Origin of the sequence: Streptomyces sp. NBC_00400 (genome assembly GCF_036048035.1) — a bacterium.
Lineage (GTDB): Bacteria > Actinomycetota > Actinomycetes > Streptomycetales > Streptomycetaceae > Streptomyces.
Window position 1 is genome coordinate 1,414,450 of sequence record NZ_CP107940.1, and the last position, 22,767, is coordinate 1,437,216.

At 70.5% G+C, this 22,767-nt stretch carries 20 protein-coding genes; 5 read left to right on the plus strand and 15 right to left on the minus strand.

Features of this window, described 5'->3' with window-relative positions; genetic code table 11:
• Window positions 1–7 precede the first annotated feature (7 nt).
• The 4 genes from OHS81_RS06315 to OHS81_RS06330 all read right to left on the minus strand — a co-directional run bounded on the left by OHS81_RS06315 (window position 8) and on the right by OHS81_RS06330 (window position 4,853).
• Window positions 8–853 (minus strand): glycosyltransferase, encoded by an 846-nt coding sequence (locus OHS81_RS06315; protein ID WP_127155748.1) that lies wholly within the window; start codon window positions 851–853, stop codon window positions 8–10.
• An 82-nt stretch (window positions 854–935) separates the two neighbouring features.
• A complete protein-coding gene (locus tag OHS81_RS06320) occupies window positions 936–1,982 on the minus strand; it encodes an inosamine-phosphate amidinotransferase 1 (protein WP_328383217.1) in 1,047 nt (348 codons plus the stop codon).
• Window positions 1,983–2,675: 693 nt separating this feature from the next.
• Window positions 2,676–3,599 (minus strand): APH(6)-I family aminoglycoside O-phosphotransferase, encoded by a 924-nt coding sequence (locus tag OHS81_RS06325; RefSeq protein WP_328383218.1) that lies wholly within the window; start codon window positions 3,597–3,599, stop codon window positions 2,676–2,678.
• Between the two features lie 84 nt (window positions 3,600–3,683).
• Complete coding sequence (locus tag OHS81_RS06330; RefSeq protein WP_328383220.1) at window positions 3,684–4,853, minus strand: ParB/RepB/Spo0J family partition protein; 1,170 nt, start codon at window positions 4,851–4,853, stop codon at window positions 3,684–3,686.
• A 420-nt stretch (window positions 4,854–5,273) separates the two neighbouring features.
• Here OHS81_RS06330 and OHS81_RS06335 point away from each other — a divergent pair, with 420 nt between their 5' ends.
• The 3 genes from OHS81_RS06335 to rfbD all read left to right on the plus strand — a co-directional run bounded on the left by OHS81_RS06335 (window position 5,274) and on the right by rfbD (window position 8,420).
• Window positions 5,274–6,341 carry a glucose-1-phosphate thymidylyltransferase gene (locus OHS81_RS06335; protein WP_328383222.1) on the plus strand — a complete coding sequence of 356 codons (1,068 nt, stop codon included), beginning with the start codon at window positions 5,274–5,276 and terminating at the stop codon, window positions 6,339–6,341.
• Window positions 6,342–6,452: 111 nt separating this feature from the next.
• Window positions 6,453–7,442 carry a dTDP-glucose 4,6-dehydratase gene (gene rfbB, locus OHS81_RS06340; protein WP_328383224.1) on the plus strand — a complete coding sequence of 330 codons (990 nt, stop codon included), beginning with the start codon at window positions 6,453–6,455 and terminating at the stop codon, window positions 7,440–7,442.
• Window positions 7,443–7,505: 63 nt separating this feature from the next.
• Complete coding sequence (gene rfbD / locus OHS81_RS06345) at window positions 7,506–8,420, plus strand: dTDP-4-dehydrorhamnose reductase (RefSeq protein WP_328383226.1); 915 nt, start codon at window positions 7,506–7,508, stop codon at window positions 8,418–8,420.
• A 97-nt stretch (window positions 8,421–8,517) separates the two neighbouring features.
• Here the strand turns inward: rfbD and OHS81_RS06350 are convergent, their stop codons facing one another.
• The 3 genes from OHS81_RS06350 to OHS81_RS06360 form a co-directional block, all read right to left on the minus strand.
• A complete protein-coding gene (locus OHS81_RS06350; protein WP_328383228.1) occupies window positions 8,518–9,120 on the minus strand; it encodes a dTDP-4-dehydrorhamnose 3,5-epimerase family protein in 603 nt (200 codons plus the stop codon).
• A 105-nt stretch (window positions 9,121–9,225) separates the two neighbouring features.
• Window positions 9,226–9,414, minus strand: coding sequence for a hypothetical protein (locus tag OHS81_RS06355; RefSeq protein ID WP_328383230.1), 189 nt, complete (start codon window positions 9,412–9,414; stop codon window positions 9,226–9,228).
• A gap of 116 nt (window positions 9,415–9,530) precedes the next feature.
• Complete coding sequence (locus OHS81_RS06360; RefSeq protein WP_328383232.1) at window positions 9,531–10,442, minus strand: phosphotransferase; 912 nt, start codon at window positions 10,440–10,442, stop codon at window positions 9,531–9,533.
• Between the two features lie 132 nt (window positions 10,443–10,574).
• On the opposite strand from OHS81_RS06360, the gene OHS81_RS06365 reads away from it, so the two are divergent.
• Window positions 10,575–11,351, plus strand: coding sequence for an inositol monophosphatase family protein (locus tag OHS81_RS06365; protein ID WP_328390941.1), 777 nt, complete (start codon window positions 10,575–10,577; stop codon window positions 11,349–11,351).
• Window positions 11,352–11,520: 169 nt separating this feature from the next.
• On the opposite strand, the gene OHS81_RS06370 is transcribed toward OHS81_RS06365, so the two are convergent.
• Together OHS81_RS06370 and OHS81_RS06375 are read right to left on the minus strand one after the other, a co-directional pair.
• Window positions 11,521–12,753 (minus strand): DegT/DnrJ/EryC1/StrS aminotransferase family protein, encoded by a 1,233-nt coding sequence (locus tag OHS81_RS06370; RefSeq protein ID WP_328383234.1) that lies wholly within the window; start codon window positions 12,751–12,753, stop codon window positions 11,521–11,523.
• A 114-nt stretch (window positions 12,754–12,867) separates the two neighbouring features.
• Window positions 12,868–14,388 carry a GMC oxidoreductase gene (locus tag OHS81_RS06375; protein WP_328383236.1) on the minus strand — a complete coding sequence of 507 codons (1,521 nt, stop codon included), beginning with the start codon at window positions 14,386–14,388 and terminating at the stop codon, window positions 12,868–12,870.
• A 225-nt stretch (window positions 14,389–14,613) separates the two neighbouring features.
• Between OHS81_RS06375 and OHS81_RS06380 the strand changes: the two genes are divergently transcribed.
• Window positions 14,614–15,888 carry a DegT/DnrJ/EryC1/StrS aminotransferase family protein gene (locus OHS81_RS06380; protein WP_328383238.1) on the plus strand — a complete coding sequence of 425 codons (1,275 nt, stop codon included), beginning with the start codon at window positions 14,614–14,616 and terminating at the stop codon, window positions 15,886–15,888.
• A 6-nt stretch (window positions 15,889–15,894) separates the two neighbouring features.
• Here OHS81_RS06380 and OHS81_RS06385 read toward each other — a convergent pair whose 3' ends face one another.
• From OHS81_RS06385 to OHS81_RS06410, 6 genes are all read right to left on the minus strand, one after another.
• Window positions 15,895–16,539, minus strand: a complete 645-nt coding sequence (locus tag OHS81_RS06385) for an HAD family hydrolase (RefSeq protein ID WP_328383240.1) — start codon at window positions 16,537–16,539, stop codon at window positions 15,895–15,897.
• Between the two features lie 40 nt (window positions 16,540–16,579).
• The gene (locus tag OHS81_RS06390) at window positions 16,580–17,572 is read right to left on the minus strand and encodes a phosphotransferase family protein (protein WP_328383242.1); all 993 of its coding nucleotides are present in this window, start codon (window positions 17,570–17,572) and stop codon (window positions 16,580–16,582) included.
• On the minus strand, window positions 17,569–18,258 hold the full coding sequence (locus OHS81_RS06395) for a StsF protein (RefSeq protein WP_328383244.1): 690 nt from the start codon (window positions 18,256–18,258) through the stop codon (window positions 17,569–17,571). The genes OHS81_RS06390 and OHS81_RS06395 overlap by 4 nt, the downstream gene beginning before the upstream one ends.
• 74 nt (window positions 18,259–18,332) lie before the next feature.
• On the minus strand, window positions 18,333–19,073 hold the full coding sequence (locus OHS81_RS06400) for a class I SAM-dependent methyltransferase (RefSeq protein ID WP_328383245.1): 741 nt from the start codon (window positions 19,071–19,073) through the stop codon (window positions 18,333–18,335).
• An 87-nt stretch (window positions 19,074–19,160) separates the two neighbouring features.
• On the minus strand, window positions 19,161–20,912 hold the full coding sequence (locus OHS81_RS06405; RefSeq protein WP_328383247.1) for an ABC transporter ATP-binding protein: 1,752 nt from the start codon (window positions 20,910–20,912) through the stop codon (window positions 19,161–19,163).
• Window positions 20,909–22,576 (minus strand): ABC transporter ATP-binding protein, encoded by a 1,668-nt coding sequence (locus OHS81_RS06410; RefSeq protein ID WP_328383249.1) that lies wholly within the window; start codon window positions 22,574–22,576, stop codon window positions 20,909–20,911. Before OHS81_RS06410 ends, OHS81_RS06405 begins: the two co-directional genes overlap by 4 nt.
• Window positions 22,577–22,767: the final 191 nt, after the last annotated feature.

Genomic DNA, 22,767 nt, shown 5'->3' on the forward strand with positions numbered 1-22,767 from the left:
TGTCTCCTCACACCAGCATGCGGCCACGCAGGCGCTTGCACCGCCGGTACCAGCCGCCGACCAGCTCGTCGATCACCGGGTCGCCCGTCTCCCCGTCGCTGACCTGGTGGCTCCGGCCGGCTGCGCGCATCGCCAGCCGTCGGGCGGCGAGCCGCAGCGGGACGGTGGGGACGGTGAGGCGCTCCAGATGGTTGCCCAGTCGCTCCAGCGGGCTGAGGTCGAAGTACTCGCGCTGCCAGCGCAGTTCGTTGTGGCGCCAGTCCTTCAGGCCGTTGAAGCCGCGGCCGTCGTTGTGGTGCATGACGTCCTGCAGGTCCTGGACCAGCACGCGTTTGCCGGCGGCGCGCACCAGGGTGGCAAGGATGACGCCGAGCCCCTCGAAGCCGCGGTAGTGCCCCTCGGGGAAGCGGATGTTCTCGATGGTCCAGCGGTTCACGCACAGGATGACGTCGTCCACGGCGTGTACCTCGTAGCGGTCCGAGCCGTAGTCGTGCACCTTGTCGTAGTCGGTGACCCGGCCGCGCCTGGTCTCCTTCTCGTTCCACCAGGCCAGCGACACGGTGTCGGATCCGCCGACCGAGCCGAGCATGCCCACGGAGTCGTCCTCGAACACCGCCTGTGCCACTTCGGCAGGGTTCTTCCGCAGCTCGACGTCGTCGTGAAGCATCACGAGGCCGGTGATGTCGGAGTTGGCGGCCGCCTGGTCGAACATGGCGTTGTACGCCGAGAAGAGCGAACGCTGATTGCGCATGGTGAACACCGGGCTGCCGGGTGTCCGGACGCGCTCGATGCCCGGCAGACACGAGCGCTCGAACAAGGTGCTCGGGCCGACGCAAACGCCGTAACCTATCACGATGGACAACCTCCCGTAATGGTTGTGGACTTGGACGGGACTGCGCTGCGGCCGCAGGCCGTCGCGCGGCGGGCGAGGCCCGTCAGAACTGGTAGGTCTGCAGGGTGCCGGTGCGCCGGACATCGAGCGTGGCGCAGTGGAAGCCGCCGCCGAGGGTGCGCGAGTGGGTCAGCTGCAGCGGCAGCACGTTCATCCCGTGCTTCTCCAGCAGCTTGATCAGCTCGGTCTGCCGTCGGTCCACCACGGCCAGGTCGGGCCGGACCACCAGCAGGTTCATGCCGATCCACACCGAGCAGTGCGGCTTGTCACCGGTGAAGCCGATGTCCACCAACTCGGGGCAGGTGATGGTCTGCCACGAACGCAGGAAGTCGGGCATGTTCCGGTCGTTCACCCGCGAGGGGTTGATCAGTACGAGGCCGGGCCGCAGCGGCACGATGGTGGAGTCCACATGGGTGGAGGCGTACAGCCTGCGGCACGGGTGCACGGTGTAGGTGTCGCCGACCGCCGACTGCAGCCACCTGGCGCCGAGTTCGTTGCCGCTGTCGGATACCAGGTACAGCAGGTCGGTGCCGAAGCGCAGGATGTTGGCGGCGTCGAAGACCGGCTCCATGTCGGTCAGTCGCTCACCGGCCGGGGCGTGCGGGGCGTAGGAGGCGTCGGTCAGTTGCGGCTTGGGCGCGGCCAGCCAGCGGGAGCCGCTGTCGAAGTACTCCCGCAGGGTGTCCTTGTAGGCGAGCGACTCCAGGGAGCGGGCTCGCAACGCCATCGGGGTCTCGATGATGGTCTGTCCGATGGCCAGCAGACCGTCGCGCGGGCAGTAATCGTGGAACCCGTCCGTCTCCCAGTCCGGGGTCTTGATCAGGGCTGCGTTGTCGCGGGTCCCGGGCCGGCGGACCGTGACCCCGAGCTTGGTCAGCTCCTCCGCCAGGACGTGGAGTTCCTCCTCGGTCTCCTTGACCACCCGGTCGGGGTAGGCGCCGGAGGGTATCTGGTCCTGGCTGTCGTAATCCCCCGCGTACTCCACGGCGAAGACACTGCGGTCGGCGGTGGGTACCCGGGCACCCACCGCTGTGCCGATGATGATCTCCTCCAGCGGGTCCCATTCGTTGTGCACGTTGACAAGGCTCATGGTTCTCCTTATGTGAGTGGGCTGTGACATCGACGGAAGGGGCGCTACTGCGGGCGACCGTGACGCGTGTCGCCGGGCTCGGTGGGCGAGGCAGCGGACGCGTCCGCCGCTGCGCGCGGGCACGACGGGTACGGGGCCGGATCTGCCGTCCGCCGCGAGGCACGGCAGGCTCGCGGTGTACGACGGGGCGGTGCGGGCACCGAGCACCGGGCGTACCGGACGGGTGCTCGGTGGGGCGCGGCGGATCCCGGTGCGCTCACTGGAATCCGACGGCCTGGACCACACATGAAGGGACAGGAACGGCAGGACGACCTGGACGACGCCGGTGGGCGGCAAGTGCGCCGGTCCTGGACCGGCGCACTGCACGGATCTCCGGTTCGACGCTGCGGACCTGTGTCGTCCCGGACCGCCGGAGTCCCGGCCGGACGGTGGAGGTGCGGGACGGGATCTTCGGTGCTTCGTCGTTGCCTGTTCCCCGGACCCGCTGAAGGCTAGCAGCGCCGCCTCGCTCCGCGCATGCGTCTGTCGTCGCGGTCAACCGTGCCACCAGCGCTTTCACGCCCGGTCGCCGGTTGCCGTGGAGGACTACGGCTCCGGGGACGGTGTCGGAACCGTTCGACTACGTGCGGTGGACAGTCGAACGTCCTCGGACGTGCCGTACGGGACGGCTCTGTATGGGGTATGTGCCCTGCGTCAGCGCTCCAACAGCGCGTCAGCCACAGCGATCTGGGACGGGTCGATCGTGGTCCGCCCGTCCTCGATGTCCCAGAGTGTGTTCTGCAGCAGCCGGCCCAGGGTCCAGCCGGTCGCGCGCCCACGGTCCAGCTCCAGCGCCTCGGTCAGCAGATCGAAGCGCCGCCGGACCACCCGCAGGGCGTCACCGGTCGCGGCGATCTGCTCCCAGCCGGTGTCCAGGGCGGGCCACAGGTCGAAACCCGGGTCACCGACCAGCGGTTCGGGGTCAATGGCCAGCCACGGTTCGCGCTCCGCGGCCAGCACGTTGTCGTAGTGCAGGTCCCAGTGCAGCATCCGGTCACCGGGCTCACCGGCCAGCTCGTCGACGGCCGACGCCCATCTGTGCAGCCGCTGCCGGTCGGTCGGGGCCGTCAACGAGGCGACGGCCTGCGGCACCTCCTTCAGCATGTCGCCGGCGATGTCACCGAGGCCGCGCAGTCCCCCGGGTACCGGGACGGAGTGCAGCCGGGCCAACAGCTCGGCCAGGATGCGCATGGCCACGTCGTCGTCCTCGACGGACGCCAGGGTGCGCGAACCGTCCAGGCGTTCCAGCAGCATGGTGCTGCTCACCGGGTCATGATCGAGCAGTCGCACCATGCCGTTCCCGTTCCAGGTGCGCAGCCCGATCAGCGCGGCGGTTGTCTCCTCCCGGGGTCTTTGGAGCTTGAGCACGGCCCGGGTGCCGTCCACACGCAGCACCGGCACCACGAGCGAGGCCTCACCGGAGCTGAGGCCACCGTCCCGCTTCAGTTCCCAGTGGTCGAGGAACTCCGTGACCAGTGCGGGCAGCCCGGCGATCCAGGCCTGTTCCTCTTCACCACCGTTCCTCGTGTACGAGCGGGCCAGGGCGTCGGGGACGTCGATTCTTTCCGACGGACTCATGGGGTTTTCCTTCATGGAGTGGAGTTTCCCGCCGCGGCCGGCCGCCGGGACCCGAACGGGCCCGGCCGGCGAGGCCGGGCGGCCTTACCAGGGTCGGGCAGCCTTGCCGAGCTCGTGCAGGGCCCGCTCGTCCGGCCGGGCGACCGGGACATCGACGGCCCGCCTCAGGCCCGACCGCAGAGCGGCCCGGTGCGGTGGCCTGTCGGCGTCGTGCAGGGCCTGACCGTCCGTCTCGTCGGCGTCGGCCTGCCCCAGTTGCTCGGCCACCCGCTGCCATATCTCGGCGCAGCCGCGGGCGAGTTCGGCGATGACCTGGACACGGTGCGGTGGCACGTTGCCCAGCAGCCGGTCCCAATCCTGGCTGCGCACGGCCACCACGTTGAGCCAGCGCAGCAGCACCCGGCCGTCCTCGGTGAGCCGTACGGACGGGTCGCGGCTGAGGTGACGCAGCATCATGGCGCGTGACGGCCCGTTCGCCTCGGCCCGGTCGGCACGGACCCGTGATTGTTGGGCGGCCGTCGGCTGCCCCTGCTCGCGGCCGCGTTCAGGCAGCGGGCTCTCGCCGTGACGCAGTCGCTTGCGGACGTCGGAGACGGTACTCAGGGACACCCCGGCCTGTGCGGCGATCTGGCGCAGCGATGCCGAGGGGTTCTCCTGGATCAGACGTCCTGCCAGCTTTCGCCCCTCGGTGGGGTCCAGGGGCCGGGCCCGCCCGTCGCGGCCGATGCGCACGTTCGACTGCGGATGCCCCGCAGTCGAACAGGATCGCAGGGTTCTGACCGTCTTCGCCGAGAGTCCGGTCGCCAGTCCGATGGCCCGGTCGGACCAGAGCGGATGACTGTCGAGGACGCGGGTCGCCGCGGCCTTGCGGTCGTCGAGGGAGAGCGGCAGGCCGTGGGTGATGTTGGATTTCACCGCGAAGACGAATGCCTCCTTCGCCTCGCCCTCGAAGTACCGGACCGCGATCTCGGTGGCACCGCGGAGTTCGGTGGCTCGCAGCCTGTGCATGCCGTCGATGACGCGCTTCGTGGAAGACATCACCACAATGGGTGGCAGTTCCGCTTCGGATTCCGCGAGAGTACGGATGTGCTCGGCGTCCTCACCGGCGCTTCGTGGGGAATCTGATGGCAGCAGCGAACCGATCGGCACCATGATCACGTCCGATAGTTTCAAGTTGCCCTCGTCCGATTCTCCCGGGCACTCCATTGGCCACTGTAGGGCTTTAACGGGACTATTACCTAAATTGGGCTCCATTACCTACCCTTCGGTCATCAGACATTCATGGCAGCACAGAGCGGTTCCTTAAAATTTTCACCTGTCATATGCTTAGCACCCATGAACGCTTAAGTAAAGCGACTGAAAAGCGATCCTGAAAAGCGATCCTGAAAACAGAATGAGTGTCCGGTTCTGCCCCGCCACCACGGGGGCGGAAGGGCAGGAGAGGCGGTGCCGGGCGAGCCCGTGAAGCCGGCTGCGCCCGCCGGCGCCCCTTTCCGGCCACTGCGGACAATCCATCGACCGTCGAGGGCTCACGCTTCATAAACGAACGGATCGACCGCGCGGCGGGAACGCGCCACACACCGGCCGGATGGCTTCCACCACCGGCCCGCGGCGCGGCCATCCTTCCCGGCAGCCCGACGCCTCGTGTTTCCGAGACCACGCAGGGAGAACGACATGAAAGCGCTTGTATTAGCAGGCGGCGCGGGCACTCGCCTCAGGCCCATCACGCACACGTCCGCAAAGCAGCTGGTCCCGGTCGCCAACAAACCCGTCCTGTTCTATGGACTGGAGGCGATCGCCGCAGCCGGCATCACCGATGTCGGTATCGTCGTCGGCGATACTTTCGGCGAAATCAGTGAGGCCGTTGGGGACGGCTCGAAATTCGGTCTCGACGTGAGCTACATCCCACAGTCGAAACCACTGGGACTCGCACACGCCGTGCTGGTCGCCCGCGATTTTCTGGGCGAGGACGACTTCATCATGTATCTCGGCGACAACTTCGTGGTGGGCGGCATCGAGGGCCCCATACGGGAGTTCCGTGCCGTCCGGCCGGACGCGCATGTGCTGCTCACCCATGTGTCCGACCCCCGGTCCTTCGGCGTTGCCGAACTGGGTGCGTCGGGCCGGGTGCGCGGGCTGGAGGAGAAGCCCACCCACCCAAAGAGCGACCTCGCCCTGGTCGGGGTGTACCTCTTCTCCCCCGCGATCCACGAGGCCGTGCGGGCCGTCAAGCCGTCCTGGCGCGGGGAGTTGGAGATCACCGACGCGGTGCAGTGGCTGATCGACACCGGTCGGGACGTGCGCTCCACACGGATCACCGGCTACTGGAAGGACACCGGCAATGTGGCCGACATGCTGGAGGTGAACCGACTCGTGCTGGAAGCCGTCGAGCCGCGCTGCGACGGCCTGGTGGACGAGCACAGCGACCTGATCGGCCGGGTCCGGATCGAGGGGGGCGCCGAGGTGCGCAACTCCCGTGTGGTGGGCCCCGCGGTGATCGGTGCGGGCGCGGTCGTGACCGGCTCCTACGTGGGGCCGTTCACCTCCATCGCCGAGGATTGCCTCGTCGAGGACAGCGAGGTCGAGTTCTCCATCGTGCTGCGCGGCGCCTCGATCTGCGGGGTGCGGCGTATCGAAGCGTCGCTCATCGGCCGGCACGTGCGGGTGACGTCCGCGCCGCCGGTGCCGTACGCCCATCGGCTGGTGCTCGGCGACCACAGCAAAGCGCAGATCTCCTCGTGATGTCCCTTGCCCCGGACCGTCCTGCCCCAGCGCCTCGCCGGCGCCCGTCTCCCCGTCCACAGCGCCTGTTCCCGCCCGACCCGTTCCGACCGGAAAGCGGAGCCCGTTGCCATGACCACACACCTGCTCGTCACCGGAGGGGCCGGTTTCATCGGCTCCCGCTACGTCCGCGCCCTGCTCGGCCCCGACGGGCCGCCCAATGTGGTGGTGACCGTCCTTGACGCCCTGACCTACGCGGGCAACCCGGCCAATCTGGCCGTCGTGCGCGACCACCCCCGGTACCGGTTCGTCCAGGGCGACATCTGCGACGCGGCCGTGGTCGACCGGGTGATGGCCGACCAGGACCAGGTCGTGCACTTCGCCGCCGAGTCTCATGTGGACCGCTCACTGCTCGACGCCTCCGCCTTTGTGCAGACCAATGTGCACGGCACCCAGACCCTGCTGGACGCGGCTCGGCGGCACGGGGTGGCGCCCTTCGTCCAGGTGTCCACCGACGAGGTCTACGGGTCCATCGAGCACGGCTCGTGGACCGAGGACGAACCGCTGCGGCCCAGCAGCCCCTACTCCGCGTCCAAGGCATCGGCCGAGCTGCTCGCCCTGGCCCACCACCTCAGCCACGGACTCGACGTGCGGGTGACCCGCTGCTCCAACAACTACGGTCCGCACCAGTTCCCGGAGAAGCTCATCCCCCGGTTCATCACCCTGCTGATGGACGGGCACCGGGTACCGCTGTACGGGGACGGACTGCACGTGCGGGAATGGCTGCATGTCGACGACCATGTACGGGGCATCGAGGCGGTCCGCACCCGCGGCCGGACCGGTCGTGTGTACAACATCGGAGGGGGCGCCGCACTGAGCAACAAGGAGTTGGTGGGACTGCTGCTGGAGGCGTGTGGTGCCGACTGGAGCAGCGTGGAGCAGGTCGAGGACCGCAAGGGACACGACCGGCGTTACTCGGTGGACTCCACCCGGATCCAACGGGAGCTGGACTTCGTGCCGACCACCGGCCTGGCCGACGGGTTGGCCGCCACCGTCGCCTGGTACCGCGCGCACCGCTCCTGGTGGGAACCGCTGCTCCCGGCCGGCTCGCTGCCCGCCTGAACGGGGCGTCCCCGTCCCGCCCGCCGCCCGACGCCCGGCACGCACCCCTCGGAGACCGACACCATGTCCCCGTACCCTCGCCCGCGTTGGCTCGTCACCGGTGCGTCCGGCATGCTGGGGCGCGAGCTCACCTCCCTGCTGGTCCGTCGGGGAGCCGCGGTGACCGCGCTCGGCCGCGGCGCCCTGGACCTCACGAACGACGCGGCCGTGCGGTCCGCCCTGGCGCGCCACCGGCCGACGGTGGTAGTCAATTGCGCGGCGTGGACCGCGGTCGACGCGGCAGAGTCGGAGCCGTCCCGGGCCATGGCGGTCAACGGCGACGGGCCGCGTCATCTGGCGCAGGCATGCCGCGCCCTGGGCGCCGTACTTCTCCAGTTGTCGACCGACTACGTGTTCGCCGGGTCAGCCGGGCGGCCGTACCGAGAAGACGACCCCACCGGACCGCGCACGGTGTACGGCTGCACCAAGCAGGCCGGGGAGCGGGCGGTGCTGGACATCCTTCCGGAAGCCGGTTACGTGGTCCGCACGGCGTGGTTATACGGGGCGGGCGGGCCCAACTTCGTGGCCACGATGATCCGGCTCGAGGCCGAGCAGGACACCGTGCCGGTCGTGGACGACCAGCACGGCCAGCCGACGTGGACCGCAGACCTCGCCGACCGGTTGGCGGCGCTGGGCTCGGCGGCGCTGGCAGGAACGGCGCCGGCCGGGATCTACCACGCGACCAACACGGGCGGCACCACCTGGTACACGCTGGCCCGGGAGACGTTCCGGCTGCTGGGCGCCGACCCCGGCCGGGTCCGGCCCACCACCAGCCTGGCGCTGGCCCGGCCGGCCACCCGGCCCGGGTACAGCGTGCTGGACCAGCCCCGCTGGCGGGAGGCGGGGCTCGAGCCGTTGCGGAACTGGCACACCGCCCTGGCGGAGGCGTTCCCCGCACTCTGTGAGGCCGTCGGCCATCCCGTGCCCCGGCTGCTGTGACCTGCCGGCCCGTGTGCCGGGGAGCACCACCTGTACCAGGAGCACGCATACGAGGGGCCCACCGTGAGAGTTCACGGTGGGCCGTTTCGTCGGGTGCTCAGACCACGTGCCGCTCGCGCAGGGAGCGGTGGAAGGCGACGCATTCGTCGAAGGACGGCAGCAGGCCACGCCGCTCCATCTCCTCCATGCCCGGGGCCTGTTGATCCTTCTCGGAGAGCACCGGCTCGATGTCCCCGGGCCAGGCGATGGCGAGGTCCGGGTCGAGCGGATGCACCCCGTGCTCCCGCCCGGAGGCGTAGCCCTGCGAGGTGAGGTAGACAACGACGGCGTCGTCGGTGAGGGCCATGAAGGAGTGGCCGAGCCCTGCCTCGACGTACAGGCTGCGGTACGGGTCGTCGAGTCGAACGGCCTCCCAGGAGCGGTACGTGGGCGAGCCGGTCCGGATGTCCACCACCACGTCCAGCACGGCGCCGCTGAGACAGGTGACGTACTTGGCCTGGCCGGGCGGGGCCTGGGCGAAGTGCACCCCCCGCAGCACCCCTTGCCGCGAAACGGACCGGTTGACCTGGGCGACCCCGGGTTCGTAGCCGAGCACAGCGCTCAACGACCGGCCGCTGTACAGCTCCTGGAACTCGCCCCGGTCGTCGGCGAACGCACGGGTCTCCGACAGCCAGGCGCCCTGCACACTGAGCGGACGCATTTGCGCCTCCTCTCACAATGGTTCAGTCGATGCGTGTCGGCATCGTCGGTGGGGCTGCGGGGCTCCGCGGCCACCGGCGACGTGGGGACGGCGGGACCGGCGGGGTCAGAAGCGGTGCGTCTCCAGGCTCCGGTCCTGCGGATGACGGGGTGATGCCGTGGAAGCTCCCGCGAGCATCCGGGAGCGGGGCAGCCGCAGCGGCAGCACGACCACGCCGTGCCGCTCCAGCACCCGCATCAGCTGTCGCTGTCGGTCCACGAGGACCGCGCCCGGCCGGAGAACCAGCATGCTCATCCCGATCCAGGACGAGGGTGGAGTACGGGTCCCCTTCATTGTGGACGCTGACCAGGCTCACGGCTGACCTTTCGGTACGAGGTGGTCACGGGAGGGATGCGGCGGCGTAGGCGGGTTCAGGCCTGCGGGAGGTAGCGCGCCAGCCGGCCCCACATGGCATCGTCGTCGGCGTCTCCGGTGTGGGGGCCGGTGAACCGGGTGGCGTACTCGGCGACCTCGGCGAGCGTCCAGCGGAGTTCGTAGAACCGCAGGAACGCCGGGCGACCCTGGGGGGCGGTTCCGAACACCCGGGTCAGGGCGGCCCAGTCGCGCTCCGGCGGGGCCCACATTGCCCCGCCCCAGTCGATGATGTCCACGCCCTGTCCGAACAGGACGTTGGTCAAGCTGGGGTCGCCATGTGTCAGCGCGGGGCGTTCGCCGCGCCACCGCGCGGTGCACCGGTCGGCCACCCGGGCGGCCTCCTCGCGCAGGTCGGTGAGGTGGCCCCACCGCCGGGCCACCAGGTCGGCCAGCCGGCCGCCGTAGGGTCCGCACTGGGCGGCGGCGCCGTTCAGCGCGACTTGCAGCGCCTTGTCGAGGTCGTTGTCGAAGGGGAACCGGAAGTCCTCGGTGGGCAGCTCGACGGGCCGGGAGGCGGGCGGTTCAAATGTGTGCACCTCATGCAACTGGCTCATCAGCAGGTCGATCTGGCCGGGCGTGGGGGGTGCGGAGGAGGCGGTGGCACGCTCGACGTAGGGGAACGTCACGACGGGGAAGTCCGCGATCCGGTGGACCACCCGTCCGTCGTGCCCGGCGAGCGGGGCGAGGACGAACTCCTTCCCGCTCTCGCGCAGCAGCAGCGGCACTTCGTAGGCCCCGGGGAAATGGCCGTCCAGGTCGCGGCGGATGCTGATCCACAGCGGTCCGCAGCGGTATGACCAGCTGTCCTCGCCCAGTGGGAAGAACTCCGGCTCGGGCAATTCTCGGCCGCTCGGGAAGAAATCCTGGAAGTTTTCCTCGACAAGCCGGAGAAGGCTCCGGCGTTCCACGAACGTATTCTCCAAGAGCATGCCAGAGGCTAACACCGTGGGCGGCCATGAGGCTTTTCCCGGAAAGGCGTTCAACTGACTGCCGGGAACATGCGGACAACCGCCGGGCAACGGCTCCACGGATATGGTGGGCTGATGGCTGATGACAGTGATGTGCGCCTCGCGCACCGACTGGAGGAAATGGCCGGCGAATTGGCGCTGGGATTCTTCGGACGGCAGCCGACCGCGCGGCGCAAGAGCGACGGAAGCCCGGTCAGCGAGGCCGATCTCGCCGTGGAGAAAGCCATGTTGGCGGTACTGGCGGCGGAACGGCCCGGGGACGCGGTGCTGAGCGAGGAGAGCGGCGCGCTCGGGACCGCGTCCCGGCGCCGTTGGATCCTGGATCCCATCGACGGCACGATCCCCTTCCTGGCCGGAGAGCGCGGGTGGGGTACCCATGTGGCCCTGGAGGTCGATGGGGAGCTGCGGGTCGCCGTGCTGAGCCGGCCCACCGAGGGCGCCAAGTGGTGGGCGGTTCGGGGTGGGGGCGCGTTCGCTTCCACCGGCGGCGGTCCGCTGCCGGCGGCGCGTGCGCTCTGCATACCGGGGGCGGGCGTGCCGCTGCGGACGGCCCGGGTGGGTGGCTTCCTGATGCCGGACTCCCCCGTCGAGCCGGTGCGCGACCGGATGCGCTGGATCGAGTCCTCGGTGTGCCTGGTCGCCGACCTGCTGGAGGGCCGTGCCGACGCGGTGGTCGACGAGGGCGGCCATGTCTGGGACCGGGCGCCGGCCGCCCTACTGGTGCGGGAGGCCGGTGGTCGGGTTGACGACCTGCGAGGGGGCAGCCGGCTGGACGGGCGCTGGCTGATGTACGCGGCGGAGGGGGTCGCGGACGAACTGACCGGGCTGCTGCATGATGCGGGTGCGTGACGGCTTGGGTGGTGCCGGTGTCGGGCCGGCCCCACCGGAGAGCCCCCGCCGCGTCGTGGGCGTACCGTCCACGGGGCGGTCGTCCTGCCCGGTGTGCCGGGCGCCCGGCAGTTCCTGCCGGGATGCTGCAGTGCCGGTCGTGCGGACGGCCGACGTGCCTGACGGTTCCTCAGGGATGCGCCTCGCCCTTGACCGCGCGGCGGAAGGTGTCGGCGGCGTGGTCGATCTCGGCGTGCGAGGAGTCGGCGTGGACGCCGGTTCCGGGGCCGAGGTAGCCGTCGGAGACGCCGGTGGCGAGGGCGAGGGAGCGGGCGAGGACGCTGTCGGTGCGGGGCAGCACGCCGGGTTCGAAGGGATGCGTGGGGCGCCCGCCCGGGGCGCGGAACGGCACGGTGGAGCGGTCGCCGCGGCCGAATGCGGTGAGCGCCGGCAGCCCGGCGTAGTAGTGCGTCGGCGAGTCGAGGAGTGTTCGGGTTCCGAGCCGGTCGGCGACGTCCTGGGCGTGCGCTGCATCCTCGAAGACGTACACGGCGACGGTGCCGCACTCCCCCGCAGGGTCGTGCAGGGTCCTGCCGCGCACCCCGGGCAATTCGCCGATCGCCTCGACCAGCCGGCGTTTGACGTCGCGGATGCGGCCGAGGATCAGATCGAGCTTGTTGAGCTGCGCGAGCCCCACGGCGGCGTGCAGTTCGCCGAGGCCCAGGTTCATACCGAGCAGCAGGTCGCCCTCGCCGCGGTCCTGGCGGTAGGGGAACCAGCCCTGGTCGTGGAAGGAGTAGGCCCGCTGGAAGACCAGCGGGGCATCGCTGAGCACGAACCCGCCCTGCAGCGAGGTGATCACCTTGTAGTGGTTGAGGGAGAATGCACCGGCGCTGCCCAGGGTGCCGAGCGGCCAGCCCCGGTAACTTCCGCCGGCGCTTTGCGCGCAGTCTTCCAGCAGTTGCAGTCCGTGCTTGTCGGCGAGGTCGCGCAGCGCAGTCATGTCGGCGGGTGCGCCCAGCATGTGCACGGGCATGATCGCCCGGGTGCGGGGGGTGATCCTGGCCCGTACGTCGGCCGGGTCCAGGGTGAGGGACTCGTCGACCTCGGCGAGCACCACATCGGCACCGCAGTGCAGTACTGCCGCGATCGAGGCGACGAACATGTAGCCAGGCACGATGACCTCGTCCCCCGGTCCGATGCCGAGTCCCACGAGGGCCGCGACCAGCGCGGAGGTGCCGCTGTTGACGCCGAGGCAGTGGGCGGTGCCGAAGCGTTCGGCCGCCGCTCGTTCGAAGCGGCGGACCCACTCCCCCTCGCCGGGGTCGTCGAATGCCTCTCGGTGGGCGTACCAGCGGTCGAGCACAGCCATAACATTGGCGCGCTCCTCGTCGCCGAAGAAGCGGTATCCCGGTCCCGGCACTGTGGTTCCTCCCTGGGTGTGGCGCGGTGGGCTCATGGGGCGCCGACGGGCGTCGGGGCCTCGGTATGCGCGCCCGGGTGCATACCGAGGATGCTGCTGTGCGCAGCGCCGGCGTCAGGCTTCGGCCAGTAGTGCGGCAAGCCGGCGGGACAGCGCGATGGCGGTCAGGGACGGGTTGGCGGCGCCCAGGCGGGGGAAGACGGCCGGGCCCGCGGCGTAGAGACCGGGCAGCGCGGTGAAGGCGTGGCGCGCATCGAGCAGCCGGCCGAGCGGCAAGCTGCCGCCCTCATGGTCCTCGGTGCCGAGCAGACTCGTCCAGGTCTCGGGCAGGCCTGCCGACTGGCGGCGGGTGCGGTCGGGTAGCACCCGGGTGTTGTCGCGGTCGGCGTCCCCGAAGTCGGTGAACTCCAGAGGGGTGGCGGGCGCCCCCAGTTCGGCGGCGGCCAGCGCCCAGAAGTCGCACAGCAGGTCGCGCTGTCCGCTGATCATCTTGCGGTCCTCTGGGAGCAGTTCGGTGTGGATGCGGGCCTGCCAGGGCAGTTCGTCGGACGGCCGGCACTCCACCGCGCTGCGCTCGTTGGGGAGTTGCTCTCCGGTGACCCGCACGTCCAGCAGTGCCCGGCCGGGCCCGTCGTCGTGGATGTCCATCCGCAGGTAGGAGCGCAGCGCCGGGTCGGTGGGCAGGTGGTACGAGCCGGGTGCGGGCAGGCGGTCGGCGGGCAGCCGGGCCACAAAGCCCTGCACGATGTGGTCGGCGAGGCCTCCGAGCCGGGGTTGGGGCAGGGCGCCCGCCTCGGTGAGGGCATGCACGGCCAGCCGGGTGCTCTCCACGGTGCCGGCGCACAGCACCACGGTGTCAGCGGCGACGGTCGCCAGGGTGCCGTAGGCGGTGCGTGCCAGGACCCCGCGGGCTCGTCCGCCGCGCACGTCCACGGCGAGCACTTCGGTGCCGCAGTGCACCTGGACGCCGGGTGGCGGGGCGGGCCGGCCGGCGGGCCCGCGCCAGGCGTCCAGCGCGGTGTACGCCTCCCAGCGGTCGCCGGGCAGGCGTCGGCAGGCCCGGGGCAACGGGCGGAACTCGTGGCCTCCGAGGACGGTTCGGGCGGGCTGGGCGGGGTCCCACAGCCTGCCGCCGCTCCAGGCGGTCAGGTCGGCGGTGACCCGGTCGTACCAGGAGGGCTTGCCGGCGACGCCGGTGGTCAGGTCGGCCACGATCTCGGCAGGCCACCCGGGCGGGTGCAGCGCCCACTCCTCCAGCGGCAGTATCACCCCGTGCCAGTACAGGGACCGGCCGCCCAGCCGGCAGCGCAGCCCGGAGATACCGGTGTAGTGCGGGGGTGTCGCGGAACGCCAGGGCCGGTGGAAGTGCGGGTCGCGCTCCGGCGCGAAGACGATTTCGGTGGCGGCCTTCTGAGGGTGCGTCACATGGATGTGCGCCAGGTCCTGGCCGGGCCCCGCCTCCAGCAGCAGCACGTCCTGGGCGCCGTGGCCGGCCAGCGCGGCGGCGAGTTCTACGCCGGCGAGCCCGCCGCCGACGATCACGGTCCGGGCGTGGGTCGGGACGGGTCGGGAGGGGCCCGGCCCGCCGGCCCGTGGTCGGGCCGCGTCGTGTTTCGGTGGGAGGTGGCCGGACATCTCTGACTCCTCGCCTGATGTTTTCCCGCCTCTGGCCGCGAAGAGGCGACCTGTTTTCCAGGCGGCCGGTTCACTGCAGCGTACCCATCTGTTCGACTGCGTGCGTTCCTCGGTCGAACGCCTCAGGTGTTCACGGTCCGCGCATCGTCGGGACTGTGGCGTACGGCTGACGTAGGTGCGTAAATTCCGACTTCATCCGTCGCATTCTCGAAAGCGAGGGCAATCATGAGAAATTCACTGGCGATCTCCGGTGGACCGCGCCTGTCCGACCGCGAGTGGCCGCGTTGGCCGCAGCCTGGCGAGCGTGCGCTGAAAAGCCTCGAAGACGTATTGATGAGCGGCCGTTGGACGATTAGCTGCGCCTATCAGGGGCGGCAGTCCTACGAGCGCCAATTCGCGGCCGCATTCGCAGACTACTGCCGTTCCGCCATGTGCGTGCCGATGGCGACGGGAACCGCCTCGCTGGCCATCGCGCTGGAGGCGTGCGGGGTCGGTGCCGGGGACGAGGTGATCGTGCCCGGACTGAGCTGGGTGGCGTCCGCGTCGGCCGTGCTCGGCATCAACGCCGTACCGGTGCTGGTGGACATCGACCCGGACACGTACTGCCTGAACCCGGCGGCCGTGGAGGCGGCGATCACCGAGCGGACCCAGGCCATCACCGTGGTGCACGCCTACTCGGCCGTCGCCGACCTGGACTCGCTGCTGGACATCGCCCAGCGGCACGGACTGCCGCTGATCGAGGACTGCGCGCACGCACACGGCGCCAGTTACGGCAACTGGCCGGTGGGTGCGTTCGGCACTGCCGGGGTCTTCAGCATGCAGGGGAGCAAGTTGCTGACGTGCGGCGAGGGCGGTGCGCTGGTGACCGATGACGCCGACATCGCGATGCGCGCGGAGCATCTGCGCGCGGACGGGCGGGTGGTGCGCCGCGATCCGGTGGACGTGGGCGAGATGGAGCTGGAGGAGACCGGTCAGCTGATGGGCAGCAACGCCTGTCTGTCGGAGTTCCATGCGGCGGTGCTGCTGGACCAGCTGGCCCTGCTCGACGGGCAGAACGCCCGCCGGGTGCGGGCCGCGGACCATCTCTCCGACCGGCTCGGCGAAATAGGGATGACGGTGCAGGACACCTCCCCGGGGACCACCGACCGCAGCTACTACCGCTACATGGTGCGGCTGCCCGACGAGGTACTGGCCGTGGCACCGGTGGACCGGATCGCCCGCGCGCTCACCGCCGAGTTGGGCTTCGCGGTGACGCAGACCCATCGGCCGCTGAACGACAATCCGCTGCACCGGCCGGCCTCGCGCCGGCGGTTCGCCACCGATGCGCGCTTCCTGGAGAGGGTGGCCCCGTCGCGGTTCGATCTCCCGGTGGCCAAGCGCATCTACGGGAGCGTGGTGAGCTTCGGTCACGAGGTGCTCCTGGCCCCGCTCGACGCCATCGACGACATCGCCCGGGCGTTCAGGAAGGTCATGGACAACCTCCGGGAGGTCGCCCGCTGACGGACGTCACGGCATGGACGGCAGCACGTCGCCCCGCACCGTCCGCCCGAGCCGGCGGGAAAAGACCTCCGGGGTGGACACGTGCAGGGTGTGCATCCCCAGTTCGGCCCCCACTCGCAGCACCGTGGCACGGTCGTCGATGAGCAGCGTCTCGGCGGCCGTAGCACGGCACCCGTGCAGCGCCGCGGTGAAGAACGACAGTGCCGGTTTCACGCGGCCCACGCGCCAGGACGAGCACAGCATGTCGAACAGCGCGAAGTGTCCGTAGGTCTCGTCCTTCAGGCGGTCCCAGTGCTCGGCCTCGTTGTTGGTGAGGACCACCGTCACCTCCGGCCGCTCCTGGCGTAGTGCGCGCAGGGCGCGGAAGCTGTCGTGGTACGGGCGGACGCTGCCCAGGTAGGCGCGGTCCAGCCAGCGTGTTTCTGTGGGTGTGTCGGCCGAGGGTCTGTGTCCGTCCGCGACCAGCCGTGCGAGCACTTGGTGCACATGACGCCGGCCGCTCTCGTATTCGGGCGCCGACGCCTCGACGCGCCGGGCGATTTCCGCCCGGTTCGCGCCGTAGCGGTCGGCAACCCGTTCAAGGAAGTCCGTCTCTTCGTTGATGTTGTTGTAGAGCACGCCGCCGGCATCCACGAACAGCGTTCGAATCATCGCAAGTCCTCTCTCTCGCAGGGCCGGTGACGGCTTCGGCTCAGCGCTCCAGCAGGGGGGCGTAGCAGCCGCCGTCCGTGTGCGCCCAGGCGACGAGCATCCGGTAGGGCTCCCATTGCGGGTACGCCTGTCTGCCGGGCTTGGCCAGCTCGCGCTCCAGGCCCCAGGTCTCCAGCTGGATCGAGTAGCCGGTGAGCAGGTCGATGTCGGCGTCAGTGCTCAGCAGCGGGCGGGCCAGGTCAGCCACCGCCTCCTGCAGCAGTGTCCGGTCGGCGTGCTCCTCGGCGGTCGGCTGCGCGTCCGTCTGCACGGGTGCGTAGGCCATTTTGACCAGTTCGTTCAGGTCCAGTTGCACGGGCGCGAGGACCGCGAACTCGAAGTCCAGCAGGGACACCACATCAGTGCCGTCCCACAGTGCGTTGACCGGGGAGAGATCGCCGTGATTGAGCGCTGGGACCGCGTCGGACAGGGCCGCCCAGTGGCGGTCGAGCGCGGCGCTCAGCCGTTCGTGTTCGGTGTCGGTGAGCACCCCGGCCGTGTGCAGCCGCAGCAGGCCGTCCTCGGCCTCGTCGGGGGACTGCGCGTAGAAGGGGTTGCGGGTGCGGGCCACGGGTGCGGCGGAGGCCGGGTCGACGCGGTGCACCGACCGGGCCCGCTCCCACAGTTGCCGGGTCGCGGTCACGCGCTGTTCGCCATCGAGTGTGGGCCAGGCCTCGTCCAGGCTGGTCGCGGGGATCTCCCGGGTGACCACCCATTCGCAGCCACGGGTGGTGCCGGAGTCCAGCACCCTCGGATAGCCCACCTCAGGGGGCAGCAGCCGGGCCAGCCGGGTCTCGCGCACCAGGTCCTGGGCGGCGGTTGAGCCCGCGACGCGTACGGCGAGTCCGCCGCCCAGCCAGGTGGCGTTGGTCCAGCCGGCCGCGCGGCGGGCGGTCGCGAAATCCACGCCGTGGCGCCGGAAGATCTCGGCGGCCACGGCAGCGGTCTGTGCGGCGTGCGCCGCGCGTTCGCGGCCGGTCGTGGTGCCGGTCACCGATGCGCCATCAGCCGCAGCGAGACGACCAGGCGCAGGGGGTCCGGTCCGTCGGGCAGCCGGAGCAGTGGCGGTACTTCGTGCCACATGCGTGGACCGAGCAGCCGGGCGTCGCCGTCGCGGTCGTAGAGCGGCTCCAGGTAGCCCTGGCGCAAGATGCGCATGGCGCCGACGGCGTCGTAGCACAGCGGGAACTGAAGGTTGAAGCGGTTGAGGTCGGTGTCCTCCTCGGCGCCGTGCGGGCCGATGTAGTCGCCTTCGCGGTAGGCCAGCAGGAACACCCGCCCGTAGTGCAGTTGGCGGCCGGTGATGGCCTCGACCACGGGCAGCAGGTGACGTGCCGCATGTTCGGCCCAGTCGAGCAGGCCGTGGTCGCGGAAGACGGTGGTGACGCGTTCGGCGTGGGCGGGTGAGTCGGATTTGGCGTCGATGCGCAGCAGTCGGAAGCCGTAGCCGAGCGAACCGTCGCCGGCCGCGTGTTCCTGAGCGTCGAGCACGGGCTCGTCGCTCAGCTGCCGGTAGGCCGAAAGGGCCGCCTCCTTGAGTGCGGTGACATCGGCGACCTGCGGTATCTGGGCGCACCGGTGGGCGGTGTAGAAGGCGCGGAGAGAGCCGATGTCGAGGTCCCAGTCAGAGGTGCGCAACCGGTCGATCGGGGCCTTGGGACGGACGGAGTTGGCGTCCACAGAAACCTCTTTCGCGGATGGTGGTCACGTTGGCTGTCTTGGGGCGGTCGGGTCCGGGGGGAGGCGCGGGCGGCTCAGGCGGTGCCGAGCACCACCAGGCGGCGGCTGCTGACGGTGAAGGTTGCGCCGGTCTCGTCCATGACCCGGGTGTGGGAGAACCCGGCGGAGCGGAACCACTCGCTGATCTCGGGGGCGGTGAACATGCGGACGCTGTAGCGGGCGCGTTCCACCTTGTTGTCGCGAATGGTGGTCTTCTCCGCGTAGTAGCGGCTGGCCTCGGCGTCCAGCTCCTGGATGTCGATGGCCATGTCCTGCCCGCGGCGCAGGATGTCGACGTGCATGTCGTGATTGGCCAGCACGCTCGGAATGTGCCGGTAGGGGGAATGCATATCGAGCAGGAACCGGCCGCCGGGGCGAAGTGCGCGGCGGTAGCGTCGCAGAATGTCCCGGTCGGTCTCATCGTCGAAGTAGCCGAAGGAACTGTACCAGGAGACGGCCGCGTCGAATTCGGCGGCGAAGGACATCTCACGAAGGTCGACGTGCCGGTAATCGACCTGGGCCCCCGTTTTCTCGGCTTCGTTTCGGGCCATCTCGAGGAACCGCTCGTCGCGGTCGATCCCGACCACCCGATAGCCCCGGGAGGCCAGCACGTTGGCGTGGCGGCCGTGCCCGCAGGGTGCGTCAAGGAGATCCATTCCCGGCTCGAATCCGCCGAGTTCGACCATACTCGACGCTTCTTTCTCGCTGAGTTCCGGAGTGAGATCGGGGAGGTCGAAATAGTCGTAGTCGCCGCCGAAAAGACTGTCCCAATCCACATGCGGTTTCCTTGGGTTCATATGCTCAGGCTAGAACCGGAGCCGCATTTGCCGCAATGATTTCATTCGCCGTGCGGGCGGTGGGATTCATTCACCGTGCCAGGCTCGCCACAATGCGGCATAGGCACCGCTCGCGGCCAGCAGTTCGTGGTGGCTGCCCAGTTCGATGACACGGCCCTTCTCGACGACCGCGATCCGGTCGGCGTCCTCGGCGGTGTGCAGCCGGTGCGCGATGGCGATGACGGTGCGGTCGTTCAGCACGGCGGCCATGGCCCGCTCGGTGTGCCGGGCCGTGGCCGGGTCGAGCAGCGCGGTGGCCTCGTCGAGGACCAGGGTGTGTGGGTTGGCGAGCACCAGCCGGGCCAGTGCGACCTGTTGGGCCTGTGCGGCGGTGAGCTCGTGCCCGGTGGAACCGACGAGGGTGTCCAGGCTGTCGGGCAGCGCCGCTGCCCAGTCGCCGGCGCCGACCACTTCCAGGGCGCGGCGCACCTCGGTGGCGTCGGCGCCCGGTCGGGCGAGGGTGAGGTTTTCCTGCAGGGTGCCGCGGAAGATGTGCTGTTCCTGGGTGACCAGCGCGATGCGGTCGCGCAGTTCCCCGGTGCTCAGTTCGACCAGCGGCACCCCGCCGAGCCGGACCGTGCCGGAGCCGGGGTGGTAGATGCCCGCGAGCAGCTTGCCGAGGGTGGACTTGCCGGAACCGGAGGGGCCGACGACGGCGAGCCGTTCGCCCGGCGCGAGGTCGAGGTCGATGTCGTGAAGAACGGCGAGTCCGGGCACGTAGGAGTAGGTGACGGCGCGGGCGGTGAGGTCTTGTCCTGAGGGCCGGGCACCGGTGGGTGCGCGGTCCGCGGGCAGCTTGCTCACGCCCAGCACCCGGGCCAGCGAGGCCGAGCCGATCTGCAGCTCGTCCGTCCAGCTCAGTACGTCGTCCAGCGGGAAGATCAACTGCCGTACGTAGAGGGTGGCAGCGACCACTTGGCCCAGCGAGGCCAGGCCGCTTGTGTAGAGCAGCCCGCCGACGGCGAGGGTGGCCACCAGCGGGACGGCGTAGCTGAGCTCGACCAGCAGGTACCAGGAGCTGCGCAGCCACATCGTGTGGCGTTCGGCCTGGTATGCCTGCGCCAGGTCGCGGTCGAGCGCCCGGCGGCGCCAGTGTTGGAGGCCGAATGCCTCCGCGGTGCGGGCCCCGGGTACTGCCTCGGCGAGGCTGTCGCCGAGCGCCACGTAGCTGGCGCCGCGCCTGCGGTAGGCGGCGCCGGAGCGGCGCAGATACCAGCGGGTGCCGGCCCACAGCAGCGGTACGACCAGAAGGCTTGGCAGCGCGGTGAGTGGGCCGACCAGCAGCAGTGCGCTGAATGTGAACAGGCAGGTCAGCGAGGCGATGAGGGTCTCGGGGGCGGCGTAGCGGACAGTGTTGGTGAGGGCGTCGGTGTCGCGTGAGGCACGGGTGATCAGATCGCCGGGTTCGGCGTCCTCCACGGTGGACAGCGGCAAGCCCACCACCCGGTCGACGAAGTCTTCGCGCACCTCGGCGGTGATCTTCTCGCCGAACCGGCAGGAGCGCTGGACCGCCCAGTAGGTGAGCGCGGCCTGGGAGATCAGTGAGACCAGCAGACCGAGGCCGAGCAGATTGACGGTGTCGGCGGTGGCGGTGGCGGTGGTGCCGGCCACTTCGTCGATAAGCCGGCCGATCAGCCAGGGAGCGAGCAGTGCGCACACCGTGGCCAGTCCGTGCAGTGCCAGCATCCAGCCGAGGTCGCGGGTGTGGCGGCGGGCCAGAGCTCGGGCGTGCTTGCGCACCTCGGCCGTGTCGGCGACCGGCAGCGTTTTCCTGCTCATTGCGCGGGCCCCCGGGGGACGAAGCTGGTGGTGGGCGTGTCCCCGGTGCGGTCCTCGCCGGTTTCGCGCTGGATGAGCAGGCGGTAGTGCGCGCTGGTGGCCAGCAGGTCACGGTGGCTGCCGGTGGCGGCGACCCGGCCGCCGTGGAGGAAGGCGACCTGTTCGGCGTGGTCGAGCAGCAACGGGCTGGAGCTGACCAGGACAGTGGTGCGGCCCTGGCGGGCGGCGCGCAGCCTGCGGCCGACCCGGTCCTCGGTGTGCGCGTCGACGGCCGAGGTGGGGTCGACCACGACGAGGATGCCGGGGTCGGCGAGCACGGCGCGGGCGAGCACCAGTCGCTGGCGCTGGCCGCCGGAGAATCGGGCCCCGTCGGCGGTGATCTCGGTGTCCAGGCCGTTGGGCAACGCCTCGACGATGTCCTCGGCGACGGCCACCCGCAACGCGGCATGCACGTCGTCGTCGCAGGCGGCGCGGTGCGGGTCGAGGCTGTCGCGCAGGGGTCCCCGGAAGAGCCGGGAACGGTTGTCGACCACGAGGATGTGTTCGCGCAGCTGCTCGGTGCGCAGCTCGGTCAGCGGCAGCCCGGCGTAGCGGACGGGCCCGTCGGAGTAGCCGCCGAGCCGGTCGGCGAGCTGTACGCCCTCGACCGGCGGCGCCACCACCGCGAGGAACGAGCCGGGGGTGACGACCAGTCCGGTGCGCTCGTCGACCAGGTCGTGCCCGCCTGCGAATAGCGGGGTGCGCCCGCATTCGGTGTCCGGGGAGGCGGCGGGCAGGGAGAGCACGGCTATGGCGCGGCGTGCGGCGACATGGGCCCGGGCGAACCGGTCGGCGGTGTCGGTGAAGATGGCGAGCGGCTCGACGAGGAAGGCGGCGTACGCGTAGAAGGCCACGAGTTCGCCGGGTGTGACCGAGCCGTTCAGCGCGGCGCGGGCGCCGACCCAGGTGACGGTGGCGACCAACAGGCCGGGCAGCAGCACCTGGGTGGCACGGATGAGGGCCTCGGCGCCGGCGACCTCGGAGCCGGCGACGCGCACGCGCTGGGAGCGCTCGCGGTAGGAGCGGGCGAAGGAGGTCTCGCCGCCGACGCCACGCAGGACCCGCAGCCCGGTCACCACGTCGGTGAGCCGGGAGGTCAGTTCGCCCTGGAGATCCCGGTAGGCGCCCTGTCTGCGGTGCAGCGGGCGCAGGGTGTAGCCCATGGTGAGGATGATCGCGGGCAGGGCGACGATCAGCAGGAGGCCGAGCGAGGGGGACTGATCGAGCAGCACCACGGCCACCAGCAGCGTGGAGACGACTGCGCCGAAGGCCCGGCCGACGACGTCGAAGGCGTTGCCGATGGTGGTCATGTCCGAGGTGCCGATGCTGACCAGTTCGCCGTCGTCCACGCGGCGTTCGAGGCCGGCGCCGAGCCGGCCCGCGTGGCCGACCACGAGTTGCACTGTGCGGAAGCCGGCGGCCAGCGCGTTGTGCATGCTCAGCCGGCGGCGGACCGTACCGGAGGCCGCCTGGACCACGCCAAGGCCCAGGAGGGCGGCGGACCATACGAGGACGGCGTCCATCTTGCCGGGGACGAGCCCTTGGTCGATGGCCTCGCGCACGACGACCGGTACGAGTGCCTGCGAGCCGAGCCAGAGCAGACCCAGGAAGGCTGCCGCACTCAATGGCCAGGCGACGCGGCCCGCAAGCCACAGTAAGTACCGGGAGGCGGAGCGAATATCGGGGCTACCTGGATCTGCGACGGGGAGCGGACGCATTGCGCGAAGATACCGAGTGAGCCGGACAGACCGTCAACTCCCGCGGCCGGCAGCCGTCTTGTGTGTTCGACTGCGTAAGGTAAGCAGTCGAAAGCCTT

What these genes read in the sequence shown, in the direction of transcription:
- OHS81_RS06330 (WP_328383220.1), bottom strand. Translation starts at nt 4,853, where the DNA reads ATGGAGCCCAATTTAGGTAATAGTCCCGTTAAAGCCCTACAGTGGCCA.
- OHS81_RS06385 (WP_328383240.1), bottom strand. Translation starts at nt 16,539, where the DNA reads ATGATTCGAACGCTGTTCGTGGATGCCGGCGGCGTGCTCTACAACAAC.
- OHS81_RS06355 (WP_328383230.1), bottom strand. Translation starts at nt 9,414, where the DNA reads ATGAGCATGCTGGTTCTCCGGCCGGGCGCGGTCCTCGTGGACCGACAG.
- rfbD (WP_328383226.1), top strand. Translation starts at nt 7,506, where the DNA reads ATGTCCCCGTACCCTCGCCCGCGTTGGCTCGTCACCGGTGCGTCCGGC.
- OHS81_RS06350 (WP_328383228.1), bottom strand. Translation starts at nt 9,120, where the DNA reads ATGCGTCCGCTCAGTGTGCAGGGCGCCTGGCTGTCGGAGACCCGTGCG.
- OHS81_RS06380 (WP_328383238.1), top strand. Translation starts at nt 14,614, where the DNA reads ATGAGAAATTCACTGGCGATCTCCGGTGGACCGCGCCTGTCCGACCGC.
- rfbB (WP_328383224.1), top strand. Translation starts at nt 6,453, where the DNA reads ATGACCACACACCTGCTCGTCACCGGAGGGGCCGGTTTCATCGGCTCC.
- OHS81_RS06375 (WP_328383236.1), bottom strand. Translation starts at nt 14,388, where the DNA reads ATGTCCGGCCACCTCCCACCGAAACACGACGCGGCCCGACCACGGGCC.
- OHS81_RS06405 (WP_328383247.1), bottom strand. Translation starts at nt 20,912, where the DNA reads ATGAGCAGGAAAACGCTGCCGGTCGCCGACACGGCCGAGGTGCGCAAG.
- OHS81_RS06325 (WP_328383218.1), bottom strand. Translation starts at nt 3,599, where the DNA reads ATGAGTCCGTCGGAAAGAATCGACGTCCCCGACGCCCTGGCCCGCTCG.
- OHS81_RS06320 (WP_328383217.1), bottom strand. Translation starts at nt 1,982, where the DNA reads ATGAGCCTTGTCAACGTGCACAACGAATGGGACCCGCTGGAGGAGATC.
- OHS81_RS06335 (WP_328383222.1), top strand. Translation starts at nt 5,274, where the DNA reads ATGAAAGCGCTTGTATTAGCAGGCGGCGCGGGCACTCGCCTCAGGCCC.